Origin of the sequence: Azospirillum sp. B4 (assembly GCF_000333275.1) — a bacterium.
Classification (GTDB): Bacteria; Pseudomonadota; Alphaproteobacteria; order Azospirillales; family Azospirillaceae; genus Nitrospirillum.
The window spans coordinates 1-25,170 of sequence record NZ_BACU01000603.1; the positions used below are offsets into that span (position 1 = coordinate 1).

The 25,170-nt window shown below is 64.7% G+C and carries 24 protein-coding genes; 14 read left to right on the forward strand and 10 right to left on the reverse strand.

From position 1 onward, the window contains the following. The coding region (locus tag I55_RS27045) for a phage BR0599 family protein (protein WP_044563840.1) at positions 1–429 on the forward strand (429 nt) is incomplete at its 5' end. A 4-nt stretch (positions 430–433) separates the two neighbouring features. Here I55_RS27045 and I55_RS27050 read toward each other — a convergent pair. Continuing rightward, complete coding sequence (locus I55_RS27050) at positions 434–640, reverse strand: hypothetical protein (protein WP_044563841.1); 207 nt, start codon at positions 638–640, stop codon at positions 434–436. Positions 641–761: 121 nt separating this feature from the next. Between I55_RS27050 and I55_RS27055 the strand changes: the two genes are divergently transcribed. The 9 genes from I55_RS27055 (at position 762) to I55_RS27090 (ending at position 14,558) form a co-directional block, all read left to right on the forward strand. Further along, on the forward strand, positions 762–1,217 hold the full coding sequence (locus I55_RS27055) for an NlpC/P60 family protein (RefSeq protein ID WP_044563842.1): 456 nt from the start codon (positions 762–764) through the stop codon (positions 1,215–1,217). Positions 1,218–1,220: 3 nt separating this feature from the next. Next, a complete protein-coding gene (locus I55_RS33555) occupies positions 1,221–6,002 on the forward strand; it encodes a phage tail protein (RefSeq protein WP_049974543.1) in 4,782 nt (1,593 codons plus the stop codon). Continuing rightward, positions 5,999–6,415, forward strand: coding sequence for a hypothetical protein (locus I55_RS27065; RefSeq protein ID WP_044563843.1), 417 nt, complete (start codon positions 5,999–6,001; stop codon positions 6,413–6,415). The genes I55_RS33555 and I55_RS27065 overlap by 4 nt, the downstream gene beginning before the upstream one ends. After that, positions 6,402–6,599: a hypothetical protein gene (locus I55_RS27070; protein ID WP_044563844.1), complete on the forward strand. Its 198-nt coding sequence runs from the start codon at positions 6,402–6,404 to the stop codon at positions 6,597–6,599. Before I55_RS27065 ends, I55_RS27070 begins: the two co-directional genes overlap by 14 nt. 6 nt (positions 6,600–6,605) lie before the next feature. Beyond that, positions 6,606–11,642, forward strand: a complete 5,037-nt coding sequence (locus I55_RS33560; protein ID WP_049974544.1) for a right-handed parallel beta-helix repeat-containing protein — start codon at positions 6,606–6,608, stop codon at positions 11,640–11,642. Positions 11,643–11,673: 31 nt separating this feature from the next. Next, entirely contained in the window at positions 11,674–11,988 is a 315-nt protein-coding gene (locus I55_RS27080; RefSeq protein WP_044563845.1) for a hypothetical protein, read from the forward strand. A gap of 204 nt (positions 11,989–12,192) precedes the next feature. Then, positions 12,193–13,425 carry a hypothetical protein gene (locus I55_RS36395; RefSeq protein ID WP_148294001.1) on the forward strand — a complete coding sequence of 411 codons (1,233 nt, stop codon included), beginning with the start codon at positions 12,193–12,195 and terminating at the stop codon, positions 13,423–13,425. A 253-nt stretch (positions 13,426–13,678) separates the two neighbouring features. Then, a complete protein-coding gene (locus I55_RS27085; protein ID WP_044563847.1) occupies positions 13,679–14,101 on the forward strand; it encodes a glycoside hydrolase family protein in 423 nt (140 codons plus the stop codon). 37 nt (positions 14,102–14,138) lie between these two features. Continuing rightward, the gene (locus I55_RS27090) at positions 14,139–14,558 is read left to right on the forward strand and encodes a 3TM-type holin (RefSeq protein ID WP_049974545.1); all 420 of its coding nucleotides are present in this window, start codon (positions 14,139–14,141) and stop codon (positions 14,556–14,558) included. Positions 14,559–14,645: 87 nt separating this feature from the next. Here I55_RS27090 and I55_RS27095 read toward each other — a convergent pair whose 3' ends face one another. From I55_RS27095 to I55_RS27110, 4 genes are all read right to left on the reverse strand, one after another. After that, positions 14,646–15,836: a nicotinate phosphoribosyltransferase gene (locus tag I55_RS27095; RefSeq protein ID WP_083901468.1), complete on the reverse strand. Its 1,191-nt coding sequence runs from the start codon at positions 15,834–15,836 to the stop codon at positions 14,646–14,648. 85 nt (positions 15,837–15,921) lie between these two features. Continuing rightward, positions 15,922–16,428 (reverse strand): periplasmic heavy metal sensor, encoded by a 507-nt coding sequence (locus tag I55_RS27100; protein WP_044563848.1) that lies wholly within the window; start codon positions 16,426–16,428, stop codon positions 15,922–15,924. Further along, positions 16,425–16,943 (reverse strand): hypothetical protein, encoded by a 519-nt coding sequence (locus I55_RS33565; protein ID WP_148294002.1) that lies wholly within the window; start codon positions 16,941–16,943, stop codon positions 16,425–16,427. The genes I55_RS27100 and I55_RS33565 overlap by 4 nt, the downstream gene beginning before the upstream one ends. Next, the gene (locus I55_RS27110) at positions 16,940–17,551 is read right to left on the reverse strand and encodes an RNA polymerase sigma factor (RefSeq protein ID WP_044563861.1); all 612 of its coding nucleotides are present in this window, start codon (positions 17,549–17,551) and stop codon (positions 16,940–16,942) included. The genes I55_RS33565 and I55_RS27110 overlap by 4 nt, the downstream gene beginning before the upstream one ends. A gap of 624 nt (positions 17,552–18,175) precedes the next feature. Here I55_RS27110 and I55_RS27115 point away from each other — a divergent pair. Together I55_RS27115 and I55_RS27120 are read left to right on the forward strand one after the other, a co-directional pair. After that, positions 18,176–18,922 carry a hypothetical protein gene (locus I55_RS27115; protein ID WP_148294003.1) on the forward strand — a complete coding sequence of 249 codons (747 nt, stop codon included), beginning with the start codon at positions 18,176–18,178 and terminating at the stop codon, positions 18,920–18,922. 84 nt (positions 18,923–19,006) lie between these two features. Beyond that, positions 19,007–19,813: an enoyl-CoA hydratase-related protein gene (locus tag I55_RS27120; RefSeq protein ID WP_044563850.1), complete on the forward strand. Its 807-nt coding sequence runs from the start codon at positions 19,007–19,009 to the stop codon at positions 19,811–19,813. A 54-nt stretch (positions 19,814–19,867) separates the two neighbouring features. Here the strand turns inward: I55_RS27120 and I55_RS27125 are convergent, their stop codons facing one another. Then, positions 19,868–20,812, reverse strand: coding sequence for a DUF1028 domain-containing protein (locus I55_RS27125; protein WP_044563851.1), 945 nt, complete (start codon positions 20,810–20,812; stop codon positions 19,868–19,870). Beyond that, on the reverse strand, positions 20,812–21,111 hold the full coding sequence (locus I55_RS27130; protein WP_044563852.1) for a hypothetical protein: 300 nt from the start codon (positions 21,109–21,111) through the stop codon (positions 20,812–20,814). Before I55_RS27130 ends, I55_RS27125 begins: the two co-directional genes overlap by 1 nt. A gap of 346 nt (positions 21,112–21,457) precedes the next feature. On the opposite strand from I55_RS27130, the gene I55_RS27135 reads away from it, so the two are divergent. Beyond that, positions 21,458–22,381 carry a hypothetical protein gene (locus tag I55_RS27135; RefSeq protein WP_049974547.1) on the forward strand — a complete coding sequence of 308 codons (924 nt, stop codon included), beginning with the start codon at positions 21,458–21,460 and terminating at the stop codon, positions 22,379–22,381. Here I55_RS27135 and I55_RS27140 read toward each other — a convergent pair whose 3' ends face one another. Together I55_RS27140 and I55_RS27145 are read right to left on the reverse strand one after the other, a co-directional pair. Beyond that, the gene (locus I55_RS27140) at positions 22,382–23,011 is read right to left on the reverse strand and encodes an FMN-binding negative transcriptional regulator (protein WP_044563853.1); all 630 of its coding nucleotides are present in this window, start codon (positions 23,009–23,011) and stop codon (positions 22,382–22,384) included. A gap of 40 nt (positions 23,012–23,051) precedes the next feature. Beyond that, positions 23,052–23,618 carry a GNAT family N-acetyltransferase gene (locus tag I55_RS27145; RefSeq protein WP_044563854.1) on the reverse strand — a complete coding sequence of 189 codons (567 nt, stop codon included), beginning with the start codon at positions 23,616–23,618 and terminating at the stop codon, positions 23,052–23,054. A gap of 90 nt (positions 23,619–23,708) precedes the next feature. Between I55_RS27145 and I55_RS27150 the strand changes: the two genes are divergently transcribed. Then, a complete protein-coding gene (locus tag I55_RS27150) occupies positions 23,709–24,047 on the forward strand; it encodes an MmcQ/YjbR family DNA-binding protein (protein WP_044563855.1) in 339 nt (112 codons plus the stop codon). Between the two features lie 7 nt (positions 24,048–24,054). Here I55_RS27150 and I55_RS27155 read toward each other — a convergent pair. Next, the coding region (locus I55_RS27155; protein ID WP_148294004.1) for a bifunctional diguanylate cyclase/phosphodiesterase at positions 24,055–25,170 on the reverse strand (1,116 nt) is incomplete at its 5' end.

Below are 25,170 nucleotides of genomic sequence, written 5' to 3' on the forward strand. Positions count from 1 at the left end.
TACCAGGCCAACTGCCTGCATACGCTTTATGACAGTGGCTGCGCTTTAGCGCGCTCCCGCTACACACGCGCCGACACCGTGGCCAACGGGTCCACCGTTCAGCGTTTGGTGCCGGCTACGCCATTGGCATCCCTAGCGGCGATTACTGCTGACGACGGCAGCAGCAAGGCCGTTGACCCTGCGGCGTTCGTCCAGGGGGCGCTAACCTTCACCGGCGGTCGGAACGCTGGTGTCACCCGGGCCATCAAGGCGGCGGACGCCGACGGCCTGACATTGGCCTATGCGTTGCCGCACCAGCCGACAGTGGGTGACCCTTTCCGGATCACCTATGGCTGTGACCATACGGCCGCTACCTGCCAAGCTCGTTTTGGCAATTTGGCCAACATCCGCGCCTTTCCTTACATCCCCGCTGCTGAAACCGCGGCCTGAGGCGTCAACGCGGGTGGAGATGGAGGACCGGTGGGGTCAGATGGACCCTGCCCGGCCGCCGCAGACCAGCCGGCACCATGCCAGCCGCCATGTCCGTCAGCCGCTGCGGCGGCGGTATGATAAGCGGCAGGGGCGACCGTGCCCATTCCAGGCTTTCCACGAACTCTTCCAGCAGCACATCGCTCCAGAAGCCCTGTGTCTTGTCGGCCATGGCTGTCCTCGCTGATCGCGAGCACCCTTGCGTCCAAGCGCCCATAGGGGTGCTCCGCCCTCAGCTTACGCCTCTCCGGCCGTCCCCGTGAGCCCCAAATCATCGTTCAGGAGATTCCGGCATGAAGGACCCCGCCGCCGCCGAAGCCGCCCAGCGCGCCGCCGTGGTGGCGGAGGCGCGTACGTGGCTGGGCACGCCTTATCACCAGCTGGCCGATGTGAAGGGGGCGGGGGTGGACTGCTCCATGCTGCTGGTGCGCGTGTTCGTGGACACGGGCGTGCTGGCGCCCTTCGATCCCCGGCCCTATCCGCCGGACTGGCATCTGCACCGCTCGGACGAACGGTACGTGGCCTGGACGGAGCGGTTCGGCCAGCCCTTTGCCCTGGATCAGCGCTCGCCCCAGGCGGGTGACGTGGTGCTGGCGCGCTTCGGCCGCTGCTTCAGCCACGGCGCCGTCATGACCGGCCGGTTTGAGCTGGTCCATGCCTATGCCCGCGACGGTCGCTGCGTGATGGGCGATCTGCGCCAGCAGCCCTTTCTTGACCGTCCCCTGATCTTCTACAGCCTGTGGGGTTGACCCATGTCCGGACTCTTCGGCGGCGGCAAGACCAATGCCGACACCAAGCCCAGCTACACAGGCCTGCAGGTGCAGACCAGCGCCGCCGGCCTGCCTATACCCCTGCTGTGGGGCACGCAGCGCACCGCCCCCAACCTGTTCTGGTATGACGACTTCACCTCCCGGGCGGTGGCCAGCGACAGCGGGGGCGGCAAGGGCGGCGGGTCCAAGTCCACCACCCAGGCCTACAGCTGCGCCGTGGCCATGGGCCTGTGCGAGGGGGCCGTCGCCTCCATCGGCCGGGTGTGGGCCGACAAGGACGACACGACGCTGGCCAAGCTGAACCTGACGCTGTTCACCGGCACGGCCGACCAGGCACCCTTCGCGGCGCTGTACGCCAAGCATGCCGACCAGGCGCTGGCCTATCCCTACACGGCCTATGTCGCCTCGCCGTCCTATGACCTGGGCAGCAGCGCCAGCCTGCCCAACCACAATTTCGAGGTGCAGACCAACGCCGTGCCCCGGGTGGGCTTCGACGCCAACCCCGCCGATATCCTGGTCGACTTCCTGACCAACGAGCGCTACGGCGTGGGCCTGCCGGCCGACCGTATCGGCGATCTGACGGCATGGCGCGCCTACTGCGCGGCGTCCGGCCTGCTCCTCTCGCCGCTGCTGGCGGAGCAGGAGGCCGCCAGCGACATCGTCAACCGCTGGGCACAGCTGACCAACACCCTGATCTACTGGTCGGGCGACAAGGTGCAGGCGCTGCCCTTGGGGGATGAGCCGCTGACGGGCAATGGCGTCACCTTCACCCCCGACCTGACGCCGGTCTATGACCTGGCGGATGACGACTTCATCGCCGGCGCCGACGACGACCCCATCACCCTCAGCCGGTCGGACCCCGCCGACGCCACCAACACGGCCAAGGTGGAATACAAAGACCGGGAGAACGCCTACCAGACCGCCACTGCGGAGGTGCGGGACCTCGCGGCCATCGACGCCTATGGCTTGCGCACGGGTGACCCCGTGCAGGCGCATGAGATCTGTAGCGCCGCCGCCGCGTCCGCCGTGGCCACGTTGGTGTTGCAGCGGCAGCTCTACGTCCGCAACACCTACCAGTTCAAGCTGGCCTGGACCTTCGCCCTGCTGGAGCCGGGGGACATCGTCACCCTGACCGACGCCGCGTTGGGCCTGGACAAGTTTCCCGTCCGCATCACCCAGATCGATGAGGATGAGGACGGCCTGCTGACCTTTACGGCGGAGGAGTTGCCTGCCGGTATCGGCACCGCCACGCTCTATCCCACGCCGGTCACCAGCAACACGCCGCTGAATACGGGCGTCGACCCGGGCGACTTGGCCGACCCGGTGATCTTCGAGCCGTCGCCGGGCATTACCGGCGGCGTGCAACAGGTGTGGATCGGCGCCCTGGGCCTGTCGGCCAACTGGGGCGGCTGCTCCGTCTGGATCTCGGCCGATGACCTGACCTATCAGCGGGTGGGGCAGATCACCGCGCCGGCGCGCCTGGGCGTCCTGGGGCAGGACCTGGCGGCGACTGGGGACGCCTATGTCACCCTATCCACCAGCCGCCTGCAACTGGGCGGTGGCACGGCCGAGGACGCGGCGGCGGCCCGCACGCTCAGCCTGGTGGGTGGGGAGATGCTGGCCTATGCCGGCGCCACGCTGACAGGCACCGCCACCTATCGCCTGGGCGGCCTCAACAGGGGCCTGTACGGTACCGGCGCGGTGGACCATCCCGCCGGCACGCCCTTCCTGCGGTTGGATGATGCCGTCTTCAAATACGACCTGCCGGCGGCCTATATCGGCCAGCCCCTCTACATCAAGCTGACCAGCTTCAACATCTTCCAGGCGGCGGAGCGCAGCCTGGCCGACGTCGATGCCTTCTTCTACAGCCCGTTGGGCGCGATCGGGACGCTGGCGGCCCCCACTGGCCTGACCCTGGCGACTGAGACCAGCTACCTGGCCGATGGCACGGTGCAGCTGGGCATCCGTGCGCGCTGGACGCCGGCCGATGTGGGCATGGTGACGGACACCGTGCTGCGCTGGGGTATTTCTGGCAGTGGCGGCGTCACCAGCTGGCAGCAGACCAAGGCGCCCGCGGGCGCCACCGACACGCTGCTGATGCCCGTGGTCCAGGCCGCCACCTACACGGTGCAGGCGGCGACCAGCATCGGCACCGATGTGCGCTCCGTCTGGGGGCCGGCCGTCAGCATCGCCGTGGGGGGTGTCCTTGATGGCGCCAGTGTCACCGGGCTGGAGCTGTACGGCCAGGGCCTGGACACCGAGTTCACAGGCAAGGACATCCACCTGGTGTGGCGGGGCAACTTTCCCAGCACCTCGGCGGACTTTGGGTCGGAAGCGTTCGGCGCCGGTTCGGGCTTCGTGAACCCGTATTTCCAGGCCTATGCCGTCACGGTGATCGAGCCGGACAGCGGCGCCGTCCTGCGCACCGACCTGGTCACGGATCCGGAATACTTCTACCTGTTCGACAGCATGAACGCGAAGGACGCCGGTGGCCCGCACCGCCGCCTGACCTTCAGCGTCACCATCCGCGACAAGCTGGGTGGGGAAACGGCGGCTGAGACCATCACCGTCAACAACCCGGTGCCGGCGTCGGTGCAGTTGCAGGCGCTGGCCAATACGCTGAACACCCTGTTCGCCTTCATCGCGCCGGTGGGTGATGACGCCTTGGACTTTGCCGGCGTCAACGTCTGGGTGGGCACCAGCACCACCGTGGACACCAGCGGTGTGCCGGCGGCCAGCGGCACCACGGCCCCCCTGGTGGTTTCGGGCTTGACGCCGGGCGCCACCTATTACGCGGTCAGCCAGACCTTCGACACCTTCGGCACGGCCGGCTGCCCCATCACCGCACCCCTGCAATTCCAGGTGCCCTATCTGACATCGGCGCAGATCGCGGCAAACACCATTGGCAAGGATCAGCTCGTGCTGGACCTGGTCAGCCAGATTGACCTGGTGACGGATGGCGCGGACGTGCCCGGCAGCGTCGCGGCGCAGATCGCGGCCGAGGCGGCGCAGCGCGTGACGGCAATCCAGGCGGAGGCCACGGCCCGCGCGAATGCCATCCTGGCAAGCGCCCAGACCCTGCAGGCGCATATCGACACGGTCAGCACAGCCCAGCAGGGCACGGCCGACAGCCTGGCCAGCACCACCACCACGCTGACGGCCGCCATCAACGGCAACGCGGCTGCGATCCAGACGGAGCAAACAGCCCGGGTCAACGGCGACAGCGCCAACGCCTCATCCATCACCACCCTGGCCAGCGAGGTGCACAACCCCACCACCGGCCTCTCCGCCGCTTTCGCCGCGATCAACAGCGAGGCGACCACGCGGGCGACAGCCGACAGCGCCAACGCCAGCGCCACCAGCGCCCTTTCCGCCCAGGTGAACGACGCCACCACAGGCCTGCCGAAAACCCGCGCTGACCTGGTGACCGAGCAAACCACCCGTGCCAACGCGGACAGTGCGCTGTCGACGTCCATCAACAACCTATCCGCCCAGGTGAACGACAGCGGCACCGGCTTGGCCAAGACGCGTGCTGATCTGGTGACAGAGCAGACCACACGGGCCGATGCCGACAGCGCGCTGTCGACGTCCATCAACAACCTATCCGCCCAGGTGAATGACAGCGGCACGGGGCTACCCAAAACCCGCGCTGATCTGGCGACCGAACAGACCACCCGCGCCAACGCGGACAGCGCGCTGTCGACCTCGATCACGACGCTTTCCGCCCAGGTGAATGACAGCGGCACCGGGCTGCCAGCCACCTATGCCGGGCTGCAAAGCGAGATGACGGCCCGCGCGAATGGCGACAGCGCCAACGCCACGGCGATCACCAACCTGACCACCACGGTCAACGGCAACACGGCGTCCATCACCACCCTGCAGTCCAGCGTCAACGGCCTGAACGCCCAGTACGTGCTGAAGCTGGACGTCAACGGCTATGTCGCCGGCTTCGGCGTGGCCAACAGCGGCTCGACCTCGACCTTCGTCATCCGCACCGACACCTTCGCCCTGGTGCCGCCCGGCAGCACGGTGGCGCAGTCGCCGTTTTTCGTGACGGCGGCCGGACAGGTAGTGATCCACAACGGGTTCATCGAGAACCTGGACGCGGCCACCATCACGACAGGTACCCTGGGCAATGGAGTGATCTACGCCGGCACCATCAATGCCAGCCAGATCAACTCCAGCAGCATCGGCGGCAAGGTCTTTTGGGCGACCGCCACCGGTAATAACGATGGCAGCGCGGGCCTGTACCTCTATGGCGACGGTGCCAGCCTGTACATTACCGACGGCACGCGGGGACGTGTTGTCGTGGGCAGGAACGGCGCCGGCACGGATTATGGCATCTGGACCTGGGACGCCGCCGGCAACCCGGTGATCGTGGGCGGCAGCCTGGCCAACAATGTCGTGAACACGCCCCAGGTGCAGGGTGGGGCCGTGACCAATCACGCCATCGCCAACAACAGCTTCACGGCCAGCCTGACCAGCGTGTACGGCGGGACGATGCTGATCATCTTCACCGCCGTCTTCAACGACTCCCACGAGGGGTCGCAGGCGACGTTGAACGTCACCAACCAAGGTGGGGCGGTGTTGGCCAGCGTCTCGGCCCCTGGCGTTTTTGCCGACAACAGCGCCCGCCGCAGCACCTATGTGCTGCGGCTGATGGTTACGGCGGCGGCTGGGGCGGTGATCACGGCGACGCTGTCCAAGCCCAGCGACATGACCTTCATCACCCCCATCATGACCATCTCGGAGTTCCGGGTATGAGCGTCGACTTCATCACGTATGACGATGCCGGCCGCATCCATGCGTTCGGCACGCTGTCGGTGCCGGATGCCCTGGTGGATCAGAACGTGGCCGCCCAAGCACGCGACGGCTTGGCCGCCATGCTGGGGAGTGGGCATCCGGATACCGACTATGTGCGGGATGGCGCGATCCTGCCGCGACCGCCCTTGCCGGCAACGGCTGACAAGGCGGAGGTCGTGGCCGATGGCACGGATGCCGTGGCCATCAGCGGACTGCCAGCCGGGACCATTGTCACCCTTGATGGCCAGTCGGCGACCGCCGAGGGCGGGACTATGGATATCACCACCACATTGCCGGGCCGGCATCAGGTCTTCGTGTCCTGCTGGCCCTATCGCGACCTGACACTGGAGATCACCGCCCATGCCCCGGCTTGACCACCGCCCCACGCCGCAGCGTGTGCGGGAGGCGCGGGCCGCCGCCTATCCCGACCTGGGCGACGTGGTGGACCGCCTGTGCGTCGCCGTTGAAGCCCTGGCCGCCGGCCAGCCGCTGCCAGCCGATGTCGCCGCCCTCCTGGCCCAGCGCCAGGCTGTCAAAACCCGCTATCCCAAGAGCTGACCCGCCATGGCCCAATATCGCACTGGTACCGTCACCCTAGCCACCGGCAGCGCCACCGTCACCGGCGCCGGCACGGCGTGGCCGGCCAATGTCAAGGTCGGGGACCTGCTGTGGCTGGGTTACGGCATCCCCATGGGGCGGGTGGCCGCCGTCAACAGCGACACCGAGTTGACGCTGGAAGCCGCCTGGGCAGGCCAGAACTACGCAGGCGCCAGCTACAGCATCATCCGGGATTTCGAGCCCAAGACGGGCGCGCCGCTGCTGGCCCACGGCGACCCCGGCGCCAACGACGTCTTCAACCGGGCGATCACGACTGTCGCCGGAGCCATGCAGGGCCGGACCATCGACAACATCAGCCCGCTGGACTATGGCGCCGTCCCCGATGGCGAGACGGACAGCGGCGCCAGCTTGGCGCTTGCCCTGGCGGCGGCGGCGGGTGGGACGCTGACGATCCGGGGGGCATATGTCTCCGACCAGGCCCTGACCGTGCCGGCGCATACGACGGTGACTGGCGACGGAAGTGTCACGTTCACGGCTGGCGGCCTAACGCTGGAAGCTGGGGCGATCTGGGATGGCCCTTCGGTCACGGCCGCCACCGGCAACGCCGTGACTGTCGCTGGTGATGACGTGACGCTCGCGGATGGCGCGGTCCACGCGCTAGCGGGTACCTGCATCGTCGCGTCAGGGCGGGCTCGCCTGACGCTGCGCAATCTATTGCTGGCGGATGCTGCGGGCGCCGGTTTGGCTGTGGACCATATTGCGGGGCTGGATATCGATGGCTGCACGATTGATAGATGTGCCGCGCACGGCATCGCGATCCGATCGGGCTGCAGCGACATCAGCATCCATCGCACTCGGATCAAGGCCAGCGGGGCATTAGCCGGAGACGGCGCGGGCATCAAATTCGTTGGATGGTATGGCGATGCCCATGAGCCCAACACGCGGATCCGGATCACCAATTGCGACATCGAATATAGCGGCCACCTGGCGTTGGAGCTGTGGGGCGGCGCCGATGACGTGACCATAAGCGGCGTGACCGTCACGGGTAGCGGCGTGGCTGGCGCCACGGGCTTTGGCATCTCCTTGGACACGGTTACCCGCGCGACGGTGACGGGCTGTGTGATCAATGGCGGCACAACTGGTTTTTGGCTGGGCCTGGAAATGGCCTCTTGCTCCGGCGTTTCCGTGTCAGCGATATCCGTCATCGGGGCCAGCACCGGCCTGTCGATCACCGGCCCGTCAACGCCGGCGAGCGACATCACCGTTGCTGGCCTCATCGTCAGCGGCGCGAGCGGGAATGCCGTGGGCTTCTTCGGTGCAACGAGGGTCGATATCTCTGACCTGAAAGTGCTGGCCAGCACCGGGCCCTGTTTCCACGTCCAAAACGCTGTGGAGGTGACCTTGAGAGGGGCCCGGCTAGAAACATCGTCAACGGCGCAGGGGGCCTATATTTCATCCGACGCCTCTGTTGTCACCGTGGACGGCGTGACCCTGCATATGTCCGGGGCCAGTGCGCCTGATTTCGCCATCCATGCGGCCAACACTCCAGGTGCGATCATCCTGGGTCGCATTTTGGCTGAGAATTTCACCATTGCTACGCAGGGTGTGAGTGGTGCGGATATCAGAACGATTGATGGTGATAGCTATAATGCGGGCTATGGCGCCGCATTCCCGTTGTCACAGACATCTACGGGCGCATCTCCCAGCATGCATCTGTCCGGGGTGGCTGGTGCGCGGCGTACGTTGTTCGACACGGCCGGCACTCGCATTATTCGGTTCAAGCTGCGTAAGACGTCCGGCGGCCAGGGTCAAATCACCCACGTGATCACTTGGTCCTCCCGCCAGGACAATACCCCCCTTGGTGGCATCATCACGGTGGCATTCGGCAGTTATGGGGCGCTTGACACATGGCCCGCCGTGGGGGCGATCGGCGTGCCGCCGACTTGGACCGGCACGACGTTGGACACCGATGGATACCCGATTTGGGACATCATCCTACCCGGTAACGCTAACATGAGTGCCTGCATCGATAGCTCTGGTCCGGGTGTTGTCTTTGACGACTGGCTGATTTATCGCGTGGCCGATGCAGCATCGACCGCTGGTAGAAATCAGGTGACCGCCTGGGTATCAGGCGCGCCGGTCAATCACATCACGGGTAGCGGTGACACAGCTGTCCTTAATGTTGGGCCTTGGATCGGGGGGGCCAACCTCTATGGCGGCATCAACGTGCTTGGCGCCACCTCGGGCGCCGTGCAGCTGCTGGCGCCGACCGTCGCGTCGGGTGTTCTTACCCTGCCCAACGGGAATGACACCCTATTAGGGGCGGCTAAGATGGCCGTGGCCAACGGCCTGGCCACTCTCGATAGTACTGGCAAGCTGCTGACCAACCAGCTGCCTGCCCTATCGATCACCGATACATGGACCGTCGCCAGCCAGGCTGCCATGTTGGCCCTGACTGCACAGCGCGGCGATGTGGCGGTGCGTTCCGACAGTTCCCAGGCCTACATCCTGGCGGCCGACGATCCTGCGGTGCTGGCCAATTGGGTGCAACTGCCGCACCCGGCCGCGCCTGTCCTGTCGGTATTCGGCCGCACCGGCGCCGTGGCGGCGGCGGCCGGCGACTACACAGCCGCCATGATCACCAATACGGCCACCGGGGGTCTCGCGTCGGTGACCGTCCAGGCGGCCCTGAACGAGCTGGATACCAAGAAGGCGCCTTTGGCCAGCCCGGCGCTGACGGGAACGCCCACGGCACCCACGGCGACAGCTGGGACCAACACTACGCAGTTGGCCACCACGGCGTTCGTAACGGCCGCCGTGGGAGCGGAGATAACCCGCGCGCAGGGGGCTGAAGCCCTCCTTGCCCCTCTCGCCAGCCCGACATTCAACGGCACCCCGGCGGCACCCACGGCCGCCGCGGATACCAATACGACACAGGTGGCGACCACTGCCTATGTTGTGGGCCAGGCCGGCACAGCCACCCCGGCGATGAACGGAACGGCTTCGGCTGGGTCGAGCACGCGCTATGCCAGAGCGGATCACGTGCATCCCACGGATACAAGCCGTGCCGCCCTGGCCTCGCCGACGTTCACCGGCACACCGGCGGCGCCGACGGCGGCGGCCGACACCAATACCACCCAGCTCGCCACTACAGCATTCGTCATCGGCCAGCTGTCTGCCAGCGCTCCTGTGATGAATGGCACCGCCGCCGCCGGCAGCAGCACGCGGGCGGCCCGCGCCGATCACGTTCACCCGACGGACACCAGCCGGGCGCCGCTCGCCAGTCCGGCCTTTACAGGCGCTCCGACTGTTACGCCCACGAGCAATGACACGGGATTGGTGGTCAAGACCGTTGGTGGCACCTACGACGGTGTGTACCTGGGCACCAACGCTTCTCGCGGATCGTTGACGGTCTACAATAGTGGCGTGAGCGCGTTCAACGTGAATGGGGCTTCAGGCAACGTTACCGCCGGTGGCTCGTTGACCACCGCTGGCACCGTGCTGTCGCAGTTTAACCCCACGGCGACCTCCGCTCATGTGACCGCATATCCGGCATCCGGCACCTTGGCGCAGGAGGGCAAGGTGCGTTTGGGCGGCACCTTTTACTCGTCGTCGGACACGGGCGTCCGCCTGGTCGGCTCCATTCGCACCGGCTTTTCAGCCTCCGGATGGGGCAACGAGTACATGGATTTTTACCTGAACAGCACCATTAACGACACGGCATCTGATGCCAACATGAGTCGGGTTTTGCGGCTGGGCTATGGGAATACGGCGTCCTTCTCTGGGGCGGTGACGGTGGCCGGCACGCTTACGGCGCCTACGGCGGCGGTGGACACCAACACCACCCAGGTGGCCACCACGGCCTTCGTCCTGGCCCAAGCCGGCACGGCGACCCCGGGCATGGATGGCACGGCGGCCGTGGGCAGCAGCACCCGCTACGCCCGCGCCGACCACGTCCACCCCACCGACAGCAGCAGGGCGCCGCTGGCCAGTCCCACCTTCACAGGGACTGTCACCACGGCCGCGCTCACGGCAACCGGACTGCTGCGAGGCTACCTGGGCGTGGCGGGAGGAAATCAAAACTTCGCTGTCCTGACGCCCACCGACTACGCGGTAGGAAAGCCGCAGCTCTTTTTTAAAACCGATAGTGTGACCACGAATTGGCGCATCGGGTTGTGGGACGGCGCCAGTAACGCCGGCACCCTTTACCTCGATGCTGGTACGGTGGCTGTATCCGGTGTCCTCACCGCGTCCACGGCCGCCGTGGACACCAACACGACGCAGGTGGCCACCACCGCTTTCGTTCTGGCCCAGGCCAGCGCGGCCACCCCGGCCATGGATGGAACGGCGGCCGTGGGCACCAGTAACCGTTATGCGCGGGCCGATCATGTGCACCCGACGGACACCAGCAGGGCGCCCACCGCCAGCCCTACATTCAGCGGCACCGTGACGTCGGGGGGCGCCATAGCCGTCAATGGCGGGGGCCGCGTGAATTCGCCGTCTGGAACATCGCCCTCTATCAGTGGTGTGGCGCCGGCCTTCAGCGTCAACGAGGGATCTGGCGTTGCGTTTTCCTTGGTCCGCACCACGGCTGACACCAGCGGCGTGAATTTCGTCCTGCAGAAAACCCGGGGCACTTCGTACAATTCGGTCGCCACCGTTAACAGCGGCGATGGTCTCGGCTATCTGGTGTTTGCCGGTGCTGATGGCTCGAATATCCTGCCCACTGCCCAGATTTCCGCTGTGGTGGATGCCGCGCCATCGACCGGATCGGTCCCCACCCGCCTGGATTTTGCCACCGGAAGCAGCGGGCGTGGCACCACGCGCATGTCCATCGCTTCCAGCGGCGCGGTCACGGTCAACGGCGTCACGGCGTTCGATGCCTCCGGTATCATCGGCCTGCGCAGCTACACCGTCGCCACGCTGCCCAGCGCCTCGCCCGGCGGGCGCGTGGTCTATGTTTCGGACGGTACCAGCAATAAGCGCCAAGCTGTTTCTGACGGCACAAATTGGCGGTGGCCTGACGGCGCTGTCGTCTCCTGAACGCTATTTTTCTAAAGGAAGTGAGGACACAATGACCTTTCAGACGACTCGGTTACCTTATGAGTTCCTGGCCCGGTGGGGCACGGATGGCAAGCTGCAGGGCTGTCATGTCCAGTGGCGCTATATCGTCAGTGATGGCACGACCACGGTGGCTGAGAGCTTGAGCGAGGCGCAAACGGTGACCAGTGCCACGACCTACCCTCTCTCCGATTTGCTGGATCAAATACAATTGGCTGCTGTGGTCGCCGCTGGTGACGCTCAGGCGGCGTTAATGTCAACTGAGAATTTGGTGTCCGAGTTGCGCCAGAGGCTTCAAGAGCGACCTGTCGATCCGCCGGCTGAATAGCACTGGCACGACAGAGAGGTTGGTTTCGTTTATTAGAGATTTTATGGGCGGTGTTTTTTTTGGCGAGGAGCCATTTGGGGGCATGTATTATATGCGAAGCCTAGGTTGAGCGCAGTTACGTTGACGTCTGCGCTCAACCTGGATTTTTGCAGGGTCGAAGCAGTTCATTTTGAGTTTATGCGGAAATTAATCTGAGGAATCATCGTGCTGATCGGCGAGAAGTTCTACTATAGGCTTTCAATCATTATAATAATATTGTCGTCAATATTATTGGCTATGGTTGCGGTATTCTATCTTGGAAATAGGCAGCAATTCTTTGATGAGTCTGATTATGTAGGAATTGCCGAAAGAATAATATCGGAAAGGGCGTATGTTAATGAAAGCGGCCAGCCTACGGCAGCAAGGCCGCCGGGATACCCTTTATTAGTTGCGATATTTATTTTAATAAATGCCGGAAATTTATCCATCGTGTTTGCGCAGATCATAATATTTGGAATTTCGTCATGGGTTGTCTCCAATATATCTCGGGGTATTTTTGGGGCTGAAGCGGGATTTTGCGCTGCTGCCGCTTGTATTTTGAATCCTGGGCTGTGTGGGTTGGCTGTCACCGTGTTTCCGCAAATTATAATAGGATTTTTATTGATAATTATTCTGTATATTAGCTTGAAGTATAACGCTCCCTTTAGAATTTATAAGATTAGCTTCACTTGGAGTGTCTTGTCTCTTGTGAATCCAATGATGGCGCCTTTATCCTTCGTGCATTTGCTTTGGATTTCTCGGAGGGCGCGCCTTTATGCCCGATTTCTTGCCGTCTCAATAGCATACCTCCCTATAGTTATTTGGATTGTTAGGAATTGGATTGTTATGGGAGCTCCAGTGATAGGAACAAATACGGGGATAAATCTAGTGATTGGAAATGCGCCTTGGTCTAGTATTTGGGAGGGCGTTAGCAATGAAAATGGGCCAATATTTGACAGCCTGGCAGGGCTATCTGAGATTGAATCAAATAAACGCCTAACAGACATGGCCATTAGTTGGATATCGGCAAGTCCTGCGGAATCCATATTTAATTATATACTAAAACTCATATCATTCTTCAGAATAAGTGATAATATAACTGTATCAAATTCCAAAATATTGTTTGCACAGAACGCTTATTCTGTGTTCTATATTTTAAATATATCCATGTTTATTATTGGTATCCGAGATACAAAGAACAAATCAATGATTGTGTTCATATCAATAATTATAACTATAATATATACAGCTATGATTTATTCAATATTCTTCAACAGAATCAGATTTAGATTGCCGCTTGACTTCATGATTGCAATTCCAGCCTCAAGAGGTGTGGTTATATCATGGGGATATCTTAATATTTACAAGATAAAATTGAGTAATTATATAAATCACCATCAGAAGAAGCAATCTCGTTAGAGAAGCTGGCCGCATATTTTTACTCGAAGAGAGGGCGTCGCATGAACCTACTCGACCACGGCAAAAATGCCGGGGATGCCCTCACCTTGGGCGCCGCCATTACCGGCCACCTGCCCGGTTTTATCACCGTGCTGACAGCGATATGGCTGATCATCCGTGTTTGGGAGACCCGTACCGTGCAATGTCTGGCCCATCGTTTAACAGGGGGATGGTTGGGGGATCGCCCCGGGCGATCCCAGCGGGGGGTGGAGCCATGACCCCCGCTTTCGACCACACGGCGCTTAAGGCCGACCTGCGTCGTGATGAGGGCGTGCGGCTCAAGCCATACGCCGACACGGTGGGAAAGCTGACCATCGGTGTCGGCCGTAACCTCAGCGATGTCGGCCTGTCCCCCGCCGAAGTGGATGTCCTTCTCGCCAACGACATCGGACGCGTCCTGGCCGATCTGGACCGGGCGTTGCCCTGGTGGCGCACGCTCTCCGATACCCGTCAACGTGCCCTGGCGAACATGGCCTTCAACATGGGGGTGACTACCCTTCTAACCTTTCGTACCACCCTGGCGCATTTTCAGGCCGGCCGTTTCGACCAGGCGGCCGAATCCGCCCTGGCGTCGCGCTGGGCCAGCCAGGTCGGCGCGCGGGCCGTTCGAATCGCCACCCTCATCAAGGCCGGTTGAGCCGGCGCCGTCCACCTTGGCAGGAAAGGTCCATCCCATGGGCATCGTGCAGGATTTGTTGTCACCGGCCACCGGCGTGCTGGGCCCGGTCGTGACCAAGCTGTTGGATTTCATTCCCGATCCCGCGGCCCGCGCCCAGGCCGAGGCCGCAGCCTATAAAGAGGCGGCCGACAGGATGCGGCAGCTGGACCTGGCGCAGATGGACGTGAACAAGGCCGAGGCCGCAAGCGACAGCGTTTTCGTCGCCGGATGGCGCCCCTTCATCGGGTGGGTTTGCGGGGCGGCCTTGGCCTATCAATACATCGCCATGCCCGTGTCGGTCTGGCTGGCCGGACTGGCCCTGGGGCATGCCATCGCTCCACCGCCGACCCTGGATGACCAACTGACCACCGTGCTCCTGGGGTTGCTGGGCCTGGGTGGCTTGCGCACCCTGGAGAAGGTCAAGGGCGTCAAATAGCCTTTCGACACCCCCCGCCGAGACGCCCCCGGGCGGCCGGGCCCGATCCGTCGGGCTGGTCGCCCGGGGGCGCTTTTGTCTTTTGGGTCACCGCTTCAGCAGGAACTCCCGCCCCATTTTCACCCGCGCGACGCCGTTATAGGCGACGATATCGGCGGTGGCGTAGGTTTCCCCCCAATGCTCCGGCAGGAAGCTGCCGGTGCCGACCACGTCGATGGGGGCCTGGGCGTCGGCCATCACCCGGCATTTGGCGGGGCTGAAACCGCTGGATGCCACGATCTTGACCTTGTCGAACCCGGCTTGGTCCAGGTTCTCGCGCACCCAATGCAGCCCGGCGGCGGAGACGCCGGCGCCGATCAGGTACCGCAACTCCGTCTCGTCGCGATATCCCCGGATGCTGTCTGGTGCACGCCGTTCCAACACGGCGTAGCTTTGCGGCGGGTCCAGGCCCTCGACGAAGCGGCCGCCCGGTGTGTCCAGGCGCACCGACAGCTTGCCGGAGGCAGCCAGGTCGGGGAAGCGCCGGCATACGGCCAGCGTGTCGCTGACCTCCCGCCCGAAATAGTCGACCAGTACCGTCATGGCCTCCGCCGGGAAGGTCTCATGATACAGTTCCGCCGCTTTGACGGTGGAGCCGGCATAGCCAATCAGGGCGTGTGGCATGGTGCCAAAGCCGTGGACTTGGCCGAAGTAATGGGCGGTGGCGTCGGTGGCGTTGCCGATAAAGCCGATGGCGCCGGCCTTACGCTTGGCCCGTTCTGAACCGACGCTGGCGGCATAGGCCATAAGATCGGCCATTTCGGTACCGGCACAGTGGCGGGCGTCCATGGCCAGAAAAGCGGCTTTGGGTAGGCCGGCACTCATTACGAAAGCGTTATGAGCGGCCACACAGGCCGGCCCCAGCTTCATGAGGAATAGCGTTTCCAATTCCGCCAACTGGGAAAAAGGGCCGGTTATCCACATCATCGGCTCGCCGGCGCCGACCCATTGTCCCTCATGGTAGCGGACTTCGATCTCCGGCGAGAAGCCCCGTGCCTGCGCCACTGATCTCAACCACTCCAAAGCCAGTCGCGGAGCGAAGACCACAGGCCGACGCATGAAGATGGCGTAGGTGACGGAAACATCGCCATGCCGCTCCACGATGGTGCGGGTGCGCTTGAAATAGACATCGGTCCATTGCCCGACACTTTCCGCCGGGGGCCAGGGGCGGCCGGGCGCATCCTGATTGGGTGCCGTGGCGGTGACCGGCACCGTTGAATCCAACTCATTCGCGGCCATGTGGCCATCCTTCCCATGATCTTCGGGACACGTGCCTGCGGATCATAGACGATGGGCGGTGGGCCAGGGCAAGCGTCGCCTTCCCTTATTGCGGTTGGGGTTCGCTGCCCATTGCCGGTGGCGTCTGGCCATAGGCGCGGGCATAGGCGCCAATGGCATTCTCATGCACGCCCCGTTGGATCTCGGCGATCAGGGACCTGACCCGGGCGAAGGCGGCGCTGGCGGCCGTCACATCGAAGGGCTGGGCTTTCAGTTGCTTCGCGGCCTCGCGCCGGGCCTCGCGCAGCTGCTGCAACTGGATCTGGGACAGGTCCTGGTGGCTGGTGATGGCTTCCTTCAGGAATGGCAACACGGGCTCTGGCGCGCTTTTAATGAACAGGTCATAGGGGCCAGGGCGATTGCCGTTGGCTTCGCTGCGGACGTTGTCCACCCGCGTGGAGGGGCGGGAGCCATCCAGGCGCTGGCCGACCACCATGCCGGCCACCAGCAGATTGATGGAGACGGAGATGGCCAGGAGGACGAGCACCAGCCTGGAAATGGAAGCGCCGCCGGATGACATGCCCGGGTCGGATTGTGCACGCCCCTCGATCACTGCCCGATCTCCGCGTCGATCTCAGTCATGGCCTTCATGTACTCCGTCGTGGCCGAGGCATGCGAATCGCTAAAGGGTAGCACCAGAGGTGACATCCCATGCACGCCAAGCACGATGCCCACCACGACAGCCGCCATTCCGGAAGCCAATGCCGCCGGTATGCCGCCAGACCAGATGGCGCGACCGCCGAAGCCAGCCAGCGCCGGCATGCGCCCGGGGGGAGGCGAGGCCGGCTGCACACCAAGCCTGGGGCGTAGCGTAGATCGGGGGCTGTGCGCCGCTGCGGGAATGGCCAGGATGGTACGGCGCAGTTCGGCGCTGGCGCGATCCAGGGGCATCGCCGTAAGTGCCTCTTCCGCCAGGCGGGCCTGGGCCAGAATCGCTTGCGCCCCCCCCGACTGGGCCAATAGAAGGGCCGCCCGTGGCCGATCCGCTGCTGGCCAGAGCTCCGGATCCGGGCCGTGCAAGTCAACCAGCGCTTCGAATTCCGCGATTTCCATCGTACCGTCCATCATCGCGGCCCTCCCGTACGTGAGCGGTTGCCGTCCCGGGCATCGGACGGCGCCAAGGGCGCCAGCGTTCCCCGCAGGGCGCGTCGCGCGCGGACCAGCAGGGTTTCCAGCGCACCGACACTGACCTCCATGGCCGCTGCGGCTTCGGCGTTGCTCAAACCAGCATCATAACACAAAGAAACAGCGGCCCGCTGCCGTTCGGGCAGATCGTCCACTGCGCGCGCGACCAGCCTGCCCAGCTCGGATCGCTCCACCAGCGCGACGGCGTCTAGCGCTGGATCCACAGGTTCCGGCACATTTTCTAGCGTGTCGTGTGCTGGCCGGCGCTTACGGTCCAGACACAGGTTCATGGTGATTCGGTAGAACCAGGTGGAAAAGCGCGCTTCCGCGGGGCGGAAGCGATCGGCATGCTGCCATAAGCGCAGAAAGGCCTCTTGCGCGACATCCTCGGCGTCGGCGGCGCCGCCCAGCACGCGGCGCGCCAGTGTTACAGTCCTGTCCAGGTGGCGGTCCGTCAGCATCCGGAAGGCCCGCGCGTCGCCATTGGCGACGCGCGCGACCAGGACTTCATCACTGCTGGTGGCCAGGGTTTGACCATCGCTACGCTGCACGGATCCGCCCTTGCCGCCGCTGGTGAGGGGCTGCCCCGCCAGAGGCCCCACTTGCGTAGTTAGACCAATCGCTGTCCGCACGCCAGTGAGGCCATAGGCATAGCCGGGACCACCGGTCGGCGAGGATACCGCGGCGGAAGCCGCCTGGGTGGGAGAGGACGGAGGCATGGGCCGAAGCATCCCTTGCAGCCTGTGCGTGGTATGGTTGTATTGTTGGACTCAAATTGAGTCCATGACCACGCCGCCGTGCTTGGTAGCGCCCGGCTCGGCGGTATGGACTTGATGGTGATACGACAGGGGGAGCGCTGACCCTGCGCCATCCAGGGCGCGACAGATCGAATGTTTTGCGGTGGGCTATTTCATTCGGTTGCACGCCAGGGTGGTGTGGTCTAATAGTTAATCAATGTGATGAAATATGATATCGTTTAAAGCGTAACGGGATTGCGGCTCAGCCGCGGTGAATAGCTTCAGGGAGTGGAGCCGGGGTGAGCGGGGACAAGTGAGGACAGACGGGCTGCTGTTATGAGTTTGGCGGAGCGGGATCGGAAGACCAAAGGCGTCGTCTTCGGACGCAGCCTCAACCACCGGCCGGAACCGGTGGCGGGGGAAAGCCTGTCTTCGCCATTGCGCCTGACGGACGTGGAGCATATCACGCTGCCGCAGAAGTCCTGGCGCGATCAGCTGCGCTTGTTCCTGCAGGCGAGTGGCTTGTCCACCATTCCCTTGATGACCCGCCTGCGCTGGCAGGCGCATGACCTGATCGAGGGGCTGCAGGCGTCGTTGCTGGGCAAGGGCCGGGCCAAGCGGAGCGCCATCACCCACCCGGTACAGCTTCTGACCGCCATGGAATTCCTCATGGGGTTGCCGCCGGATCTGGACGTGGAACGGCGTATGATCCAGACCCTGGTCGGGCGCGCGCTGATAGAATATCGCAAGCGTGTCAGCCAGGAGCGTGAAAAACCCATGTTGTATGCCCGCGAGGCGTCGCATTATTTCTATGCTGGCTTCAAAGATCAGCAGTTGATTTCTAAAGTTTCGTCCCCTGCGGAACAATTCTTTATTGTCCAGCGTATCTATGACAACTACTATTTTTTCCGCCTGTTCTATATATGCTCCATCATGTCGCGGGAGCCGGCGGAGGGTGCGAATAAGTTGTTCTCAAAATTCATGCGCTCTTCCTTCTTCCTATCCACCGTGCAGGACGACGGCACTCTGGCGGCCAAACCGTCTTACCGCTCGCTGCCGCCCAAGGACCATGTCGTTTATTTGGCCAAGCGCGACAACGCCCTGCAGGCCCGGTTACGGGAGGACCAGGGGTTGCGTACGGAACTGCAGTCCGTCCTACGCTATTTCCGCCCTCTGCGGGGCTGAGGCGTTGCCCGCCGCGCGCCGGGTCGTCACTATGCCGCCGGCGGTTGACTGCCCGATGGTTGTTTTGACACACCGGTGGATGTGATGGATGAGCAGGTTCCGGGCTTCGGCCTGGCGGTGAACGGCGGCGTGGCCACCCTGACGGTGGATCGGCCGGACAAGCATAATGCCCTGTCATTGGAAATGTGGCTGGCACTGCCCCACTTGATGGCGCGGGTGGGAACCGATCCCTCGGTGCAGGCGGTGGTGGTGACCGGCGCGGGTGGGCAGGCGTTCTCCGCCGGTGCCGACATCAGCGAATTCGCCCAGGTGTTCGCGACGCCGGAAGGCACTGTCCGCTTCAATGCGGCGGTACGCGCCGGCAACTTGGCGGTGGAGCGGTGCCCGAAGCCGACCATTGCCATGGTGCATGGCTTGTGCGTGGGTGGTGGCTGCGGACTGGCGTTGCATTGCGATCTGCGTTTCGCCGGGACGGGGGCCCGCTTTGGCATCACGCCCGCCAAGCTGGGCTTTGTCTATCCCTTTGAGGACACACGGCGGCTGGTCCATCATATCGGCCCCGCGCGGGCGAAGGACTTGCTTTTTAGTGGTCGGCTGATCGAGGCACGGGAGGCCTTGGCCATCGGCCTTGTGGACCGGGTGGTGGAGGACGGCGATTTGGAGGCCACGGTGCGTGACTACGTCACCACCCTGACAGGCCTGTCGCAGTTTTCCATTCAGGCGGCCAAGCGCATCATACAGGCCATCCAGGACGGTGGCTCCGCCAATACCGATGCTGGTGCTGCCGTCTTTTTGGAAGAGGCGGCCGGCAATGCCGACTTCCAGGAAGGACGCGATGCCTTCCTGGCCAAGCGGCGGCCGAAGTTCACTTGGCGCGGTTGGGGCCGCTGAGGTCGGACGAGGGGAGCGGCCTATGGGGGCTGGGGCTTTCTCGGCGCCGTACAGCTATGGTGCATCCACGGGAGGGCGTATGTTCCGGTACAGGGGGGCGGCGGCCTCCTGCCGGCCCCAGACGGGATTGGCTGCCGTCATGCGCGCCAGATAGTCGCGGGCGGCGGTGGAATCACCAAGGGCCACAGCCACCCGGGCGGCCCGACGCCACACCCGGTCCCAGCCATGGGCCAGGCGGGTGGCGTCCGCCAGGGCCGCCTGCGCCGCCGCCTTGTCGCCCCGGCGGGCGGCCCGGTCGGCGCGGATGACGGCCTGCCAGGCGTGGTGACGTTCCACCAGGCTGCGCAGGTCGGTCAGGGGCTGGACGCTGGCATCCACGCGGAAGTCCAGGTCCTGGGGAAAGCCGTCGGGCGTGCGCACCAGCAAGGCGGCGGACAGTTTTCCAATGCTCTGTCCGCCGGCCGCCTGTCCCGCCTCCAGCGCGGCCAGAAGGCGGTCCTCCAGGGGACCTTGCGCCGTACGGTACGTCTGTTCCATGGCCGTCAGAACGGCGGCGTCCTCCAGGCCGTTGCCCTGCACGGAATAGCCCTGCCCCTGGCGGTCGCCGGCGTAGGGCGACTCCAGGGCCTCCTTGCCGGTGAAGGCGGCGGTACGACCCTGAGCGTCCACCAGTGCCAACTGGCGCGCCTCCACCCCCTCCCCGTCGAAGTCGCCATCCTCACGCAGCAGGATTCGCAGCGCGTCATCCGGACTTTGGCCGGCGGCCATCAGGGCCAGGCCCTTGGGCCCCATGGCCGGGTTGGTCTCGAACTGGGTGACGACGGCGCCCACACCAGCCTGGGCATAATCCACGCTGGCACCCACCGCGAGGTTGTTGGTGGCGACGGCCACGCCGCACTGGCCCCGGTCGCAGGCGATGATGGAGAAGGTGGCGCCCGCCGGCCCGGCCCATGCCACGACGCCGGCCACCAGGCACAGGGGGAACGCACGCAGACGCATCAGCGCACCAGGAAGCAGGTTCGGCCCTGGCAGCGCACATAGACCGCCAAGTCCTTCCCGTTCTGGCAGGTGATCTTGTAGACGATGTCGGGGTTGTTGCCGACTAGACGCTGCAATGCCTCCACCTTGTTGGGCTTGCAACTGGCCTCCAGCGCCACGGCCTTGGCCTCAGCCTCCGATTCCGCCGCCGCAGCGATCCCGGTCCAAGCCAGCAACGTGGCCGCCAGCATCAGGCCGGCCGCCGCCCGCGCACGGCGCGGCCTGATGCAATCGTCGTCCTGGTGCGCCGGGGTCCACATATGCCGTCCTGAAGCCATCCTGAAGATGGGGCCGATCTTAGCATCCCCGATGGGACGGGGCCATGCGGCCGTCGCAGTGGTCCGGCCGCGCTCCAGTGAAGCGGCTCCATCCGCTTGAAGGACACCTACCTTTATTGTGTCATCCCCCGAAAGCGGACCTGATGTTCGCGCTTCTATCACAAATGTGACGATATATACCCTTATTGCGTAAGGTGAAAATCATCTGAAATACATACATCTACCGAGGAAGCGCGTATTGACGGAAAAGCGATATTTGTGAAGAACATAGGCATCAGCATTGTGCGCTGCGGCAGGGCGGCCACGCGAATATTCCCAAGGGGGCGTGATGGGCATGCAGACGACCCGGGGCTCGGGCCTCACGCTGGATGAATACCGCCAGATGGAGGAGTCCCTGCTGGCGACGGCTAAGGGGCGGGACTTTTTCTATGAGGTTCAACGCCGCGCCCGTTCCATCGAAACCGATGAACTGCGCCGCACGGTCACCAGTATTCAGCGGCTGATCAACGCGTCGCGCGGCGCCCCGCAGCCGGACGCGGCCGGCACCCCGTCCCTGGGCAATCCGGAGATCGCCTTTCTGAAGGCGGAGGTGGAGGCCATGGCCAACACCATTCGCCTGGTGAAGCGCGAGATCGCGGCCATCAAGCCCTCCGACCCCAAAGCCGACCGTATCAGCGCCGCCACCTCTGAACTGGACGCCATCGTCACCGCGACGGAGGAGGCGACCAACCGCATCCTGACCACGGTGGAACGAATGACCAACGCGCTGCGCCGTCTGCGGCCCGGCCGCGCGGTCGAGGGCCAGTTGTTGACGGCGCTGGAAAACGCCTGCATGGACGTGATGATGGCCTGTTCCTTCCAGGACATCTGCGGCCAGCGCACCGCCAAGGTGGTGAATACCCTCAGCTATATCGAGGAACGCGTGGGCGTGATTACGGGCCTGTGGCGTACCCTGCCGCAGGCGGCCACCGCCGCCATGCCGCCCGCCGACGCCCCGCGCGAGGTGCTGCTGCCCTACAAGCACGACGATGCCCGTCCCGACGCCCACCTGCTGCACGGCCCCGCCCTGCAGGCGCCGTCGCAAACGGTGATCGACGCGCTGTTCGGCGACGTGTCCAGCCCGCAGACGGCGGTTCCAGCCCCGGCGGCCCCGGCGGTCAAGGACGTCCTTATCCCCAGCACCACTGGCCTGTCCGTCGATGCGCTGCGCACCCAGCAGGAAATCGATGCCCTGTTCGAAGGCGCGCGTTAGTTAGGCGCCGCCGGCCCGCACCAGATCGGCGACAACGGTAGCCCCATCCCGCGCCAACCCTTCAGCCGTGCCCTCGCGGTCGGCTGCCGGGCGGTTCTGGCTCATCTTCCATTTGCCCTCCAGGCTGGCGATGGGCAGGCGGAAACCCACGATGCCGCGCAGCTGCGCCTGGATGAAATCGGCCGGCGCGTCGTCCACCGCCCACGGGGCCGCGCGGCCGCCCTCATGCCGGTCGGTCAGGCTGGTGACCAAGTCCAGCAACACCTCTGCATCCTCGAAGAAAGTGATGGGGCCGCGGGCGTGGATGGTGGCGTAGTTCCAGGTGGGGACCACCTTCCCCGTCTCCGCCTTGGTGGCGTACCAGGATGGCGTGACGTAGGCGTCCGGGCCCATGAAGATGGCCAGCGCTGCGCCTCCGGGCGGCGTCTCCCGCCACTGGGGGTTGGCCTTGGCGAAGTGGCCGTAGAGGGTGCCGTATGGCCCTTCCTCCGGCCGCAGCAGCAAGGGCAGGGCGCTGGCCAGCGGCACCCCGTCGGCCCCGACCGTCACCAGGTTGGCCAAGCCGATGGCCGCCATGGCCGCGTGCAGCACGGGCAATCGGTCTTCCCTGAAATGGCTGGGGCGGTACATGGAAAGGGCCTTTCCCGAACGGTGGTAGGTCGCCTGATCCTTATGGGAAACCAGGCTTGGCTCCAAGTGCTTCCAACTCCTTGCGCATGGGCACGAACTCGATCGTCTGGCCGTTGGGCAGGGGATGGAACACCCGGCCGGTGGGTTGGAAGCCCATGGCGGCGTACAGCGGCACGCCAGGCAGAGTGCCCATCAGTTCCAGGGCGGTGAAGCCAGCGGCCCGCGCCTCCGCCTCACACGTCTCCAACAGGGCGCGACCGATGCCCCGGCGGGCGCGCTCGGGATGCACGAAGAAGGCGCGGATGCGGGCGGGGTCGCGTGCCGGGTCCAGCATCTGAGGCGAGCGGTCGGGCCGCGCGTCGCCGCCGAACAGGGTCATGCGCCGGCTCCACCCGCCGCAGCCGACAAACAGGCCGTCCGCCTCTTCCGCCAGGAAGTAGGTCTGGTCATGGATCAGGTCGCTGTCGACGCCGAAGGCGCCGGCCAGCGCCCCCTCCACCACCTCTGGTGTGTAGTCATTGTGGCTGAGGCCACGAGCGGACACCTGGATCAGGGCCTGTAGGGCCGGCCTGTCCTCCAGCCGCGCTTTGCGCAAGGTGTAGGTCATGGCACTCCCCCTCTTCTCCGCGTCACCCCTCAAGTCCTTGATGATACACTGACGTCACCGTCCGTCCCGTTCCTTTGGGGAATTGCCGCCATGACGCCAGACGATTTCCGCCGCATCGCCTGCTCGCTGGCCGGGGTGGAGGCGGGCGCGCACATGGGCCGCGCCGATTTCCGCGTGGGCAACCGCATCTTCGCCACCTTGGATCCGGACCTGGGCCGAGGCATGGTCAAGTTGGCGGTGGGCGAACAGGAGATGCGGGTGGCGGCGGAGCCTGCGGTATTCCAGCCCGTGACCGGTGGCTGGGGGCGAGGCGGCGCCACCCATGTCACCTTGGCCGCGGCGGACGAGGCGACACTGACCGGCGCGTTGACAGCCGCTTGGCGCCTGGCCATCGCCCTGGGGTCGACCCGGCCCCGCAGAAAGGTCTGAACCCCTGCTATTCACGGGCTGGTGGCGCATCCCGTTCCAGCCACCAGGCGGCCAGCGCGTCGGCCGGTACGCCGGGGCAGTAGAGGAAGCCCTGGGCCACTGGCACGCCAAGCGCCCGCAGTCGATCGGCCTGATCCTCCGTCTCCACGCCTTCGGCCACCACTTGGGCGTCGATGACGCCCGCCACCTGAATGATGGCGCGCACCAGCATGTCGGACTTGACGTCCTGGTTCATGCCCTGGACGAAGCGGCGGTCCACCTTCACCGTGGTGGCGGGCAGGCGGTTCAAATAGCTCAGCGAGGAATAGCCGGTGCCGAAGTCATCCAGCGCCACGCCGAAGCCGCGGTCGCGCAGCCCCTGGATGTGATCGAAGGTGCGCTCGTCGTCGCCGACGAAGACGGATTCGGTGATCTCCATCTCGATGCCTTCGGCCGTCACCTCCTGGGCGGTCAGCACGCCATCGATGCCCTGCAGGAAATCCGCCTGCTGCACCTGCAGGGCGCAGACGTTCACCGCCACCGGAATGTCCAACCCTTCCATCCGCCAGGCGCGGCGTTGGCGTATGGCCATTTCCAGAACCAGCAGGCCCATCGGCACCACCAGGCCGCTGGCCTCCGCCAGCTCAAGGAATTGGGCCGGCATCAGCAGGCCATGCTTGGGCGACTGCCAACGCACCAGGGCCTCCACCCCCACCGGCCGGCCGGTGGCCAAGTCCAGCTTCGGCTGATAATGCAGCACCAGTTCGCGGTTGCGCAGGGCGGCGCGGAACTCGGCCAGCAGGGCCAGGCTGGTGGTGTTGCGCCGCTCCAGCTCCGGATTGAAGGCGATCAGCCGCCCCCGGGAGCGCAGCTTGGCGTCCTTCAGCGCCAGCGACGCCTGCTGCACCAACAGGTCGCCCGCCGGTTGGACCATGGCGGCGTTGGCCTCGCCAGGGCAGGCGGCAAAGGTGCAGCCGCTGGTGGCCGACAGGCTGGCGTGCCGGCCGGCGACATCAAAGCCCGTTTCAAACGCCACCTCCAGCCGGTTTTCCAGCAGGGCCAGCGACAGCTCCGCCTGGGCCGGCGCTGGCAAGGCCAGCGCGAACCGGTCGCCGCCGAAGCGACTGATGGCGATGGCTTCGGG

Bases quoted from the DNA above. Each gene is read 5' to 3' on its own strand.
- I55_RS27150 (WP_044563855.1), top strand. From the start codon at position 23,709: ATGACGCCAGACGATTTCCGCCGCATCGCCTGCTCGCTGGCCGGGGTG.
- I55_RS27135 (WP_049974547.1), top strand. From the start codon at position 21,458: ATGGGCATGCAGACGACCCGGGGCTCGGGCCTCACGCTGGATGAATAC.
- I55_RS27090 (WP_049974545.1), top strand. From the start codon at position 14,139: ATGGGCATCGTGCAGGATTTGTTGTCACCGGCCACCGGCGTGCTGGGC.
- I55_RS27095 (WP_083901468.1), bottom strand. From the start codon at position 15,836: ATGGCCGCGAATGAGTTGGATTCAACGGTGCCGGTCACCGCCACGGCA.
- I55_RS27065 (WP_044563843.1), top strand. From the start codon at position 5,999: ATGAGCGTCGACTTCATCACGTATGACGATGCCGGCCGCATCCATGCG.
- I55_RS27125 (WP_044563851.1), bottom strand. From the start codon at position 20,812: ATGCGTCTGCGTGCGTTCCCCCTGTGCCTGGTGGCCGGCGTCGTGGCA.
- I55_RS27120 (WP_044563850.1), top strand. From the start codon at position 19,007: ATGGATGAGCAGGTTCCGGGCTTCGGCCTGGCGGTGAACGGCGGCGTG.
- I55_RS27080 (WP_044563845.1), top strand. From the start codon at position 11,674: ATGACCTTTCAGACGACTCGGTTACCTTATGAGTTCCTGGCCCGGTGG.
- I55_RS27055 (WP_044563842.1), top strand. From the start codon at position 762: ATGAAGGACCCCGCCGCCGCCGAAGCCGCCCAGCGCGCCGCCGTGGTG.
- I55_RS27085 (WP_044563847.1), top strand. From the start codon at position 13,679: ATGACCCCCGCTTTCGACCACACGGCGCTTAAGGCCGACCTGCGTCGT.
- I55_RS27145 (WP_044563854.1), bottom strand. From the start codon at position 23,618: ATGACCTACACCTTGCGCAAAGCGCGGCTGGAGGACAGGCCGGCCCTA.
- I55_RS33560 (WP_049974544.1), top strand. From the start codon at position 6,606: ATGGCCCAATATCGCACTGGTACCGTCACCCTAGCCACCGGCAGCGCC.
- I55_RS27070 (WP_044563844.1), top strand. From the start codon at position 6,402: ATGCCCCGGCTTGACCACCGCCCCACGCCGCAGCGTGTGCGGGAGGCG.
- I55_RS27130 (WP_044563852.1), bottom strand. From the start codon at position 21,111: ATGTGGACCCCGGCGCACCAGGACGACGATTGCATCAGGCCGCGCCGT.
- I55_RS27140 (WP_044563853.1), bottom strand. From the start codon at position 23,011: ATGTACCGCCCCAGCCATTTCAGGGAAGACCGATTGCCCGTGCTGCAC.
- I55_RS33565 (WP_148294002.1), bottom strand. From the start codon at position 16,943: ATGATGGACGGTACGATGGAAATCGCGGAATTCGAAGCGCTGGTTGAC.
- I55_RS27050 (WP_044563841.1), bottom strand. From the start codon at position 640: ATGGCCGACAAGACACAGGGCTTCTGGAGCGATGTGCTGCTGGAAGAG.
- I55_RS33555 (WP_049974543.1), top strand. From the start codon at position 1,221: ATGTCCGGACTCTTCGGCGGCGGCAAGACCAATGCCGACACCAAGCCC.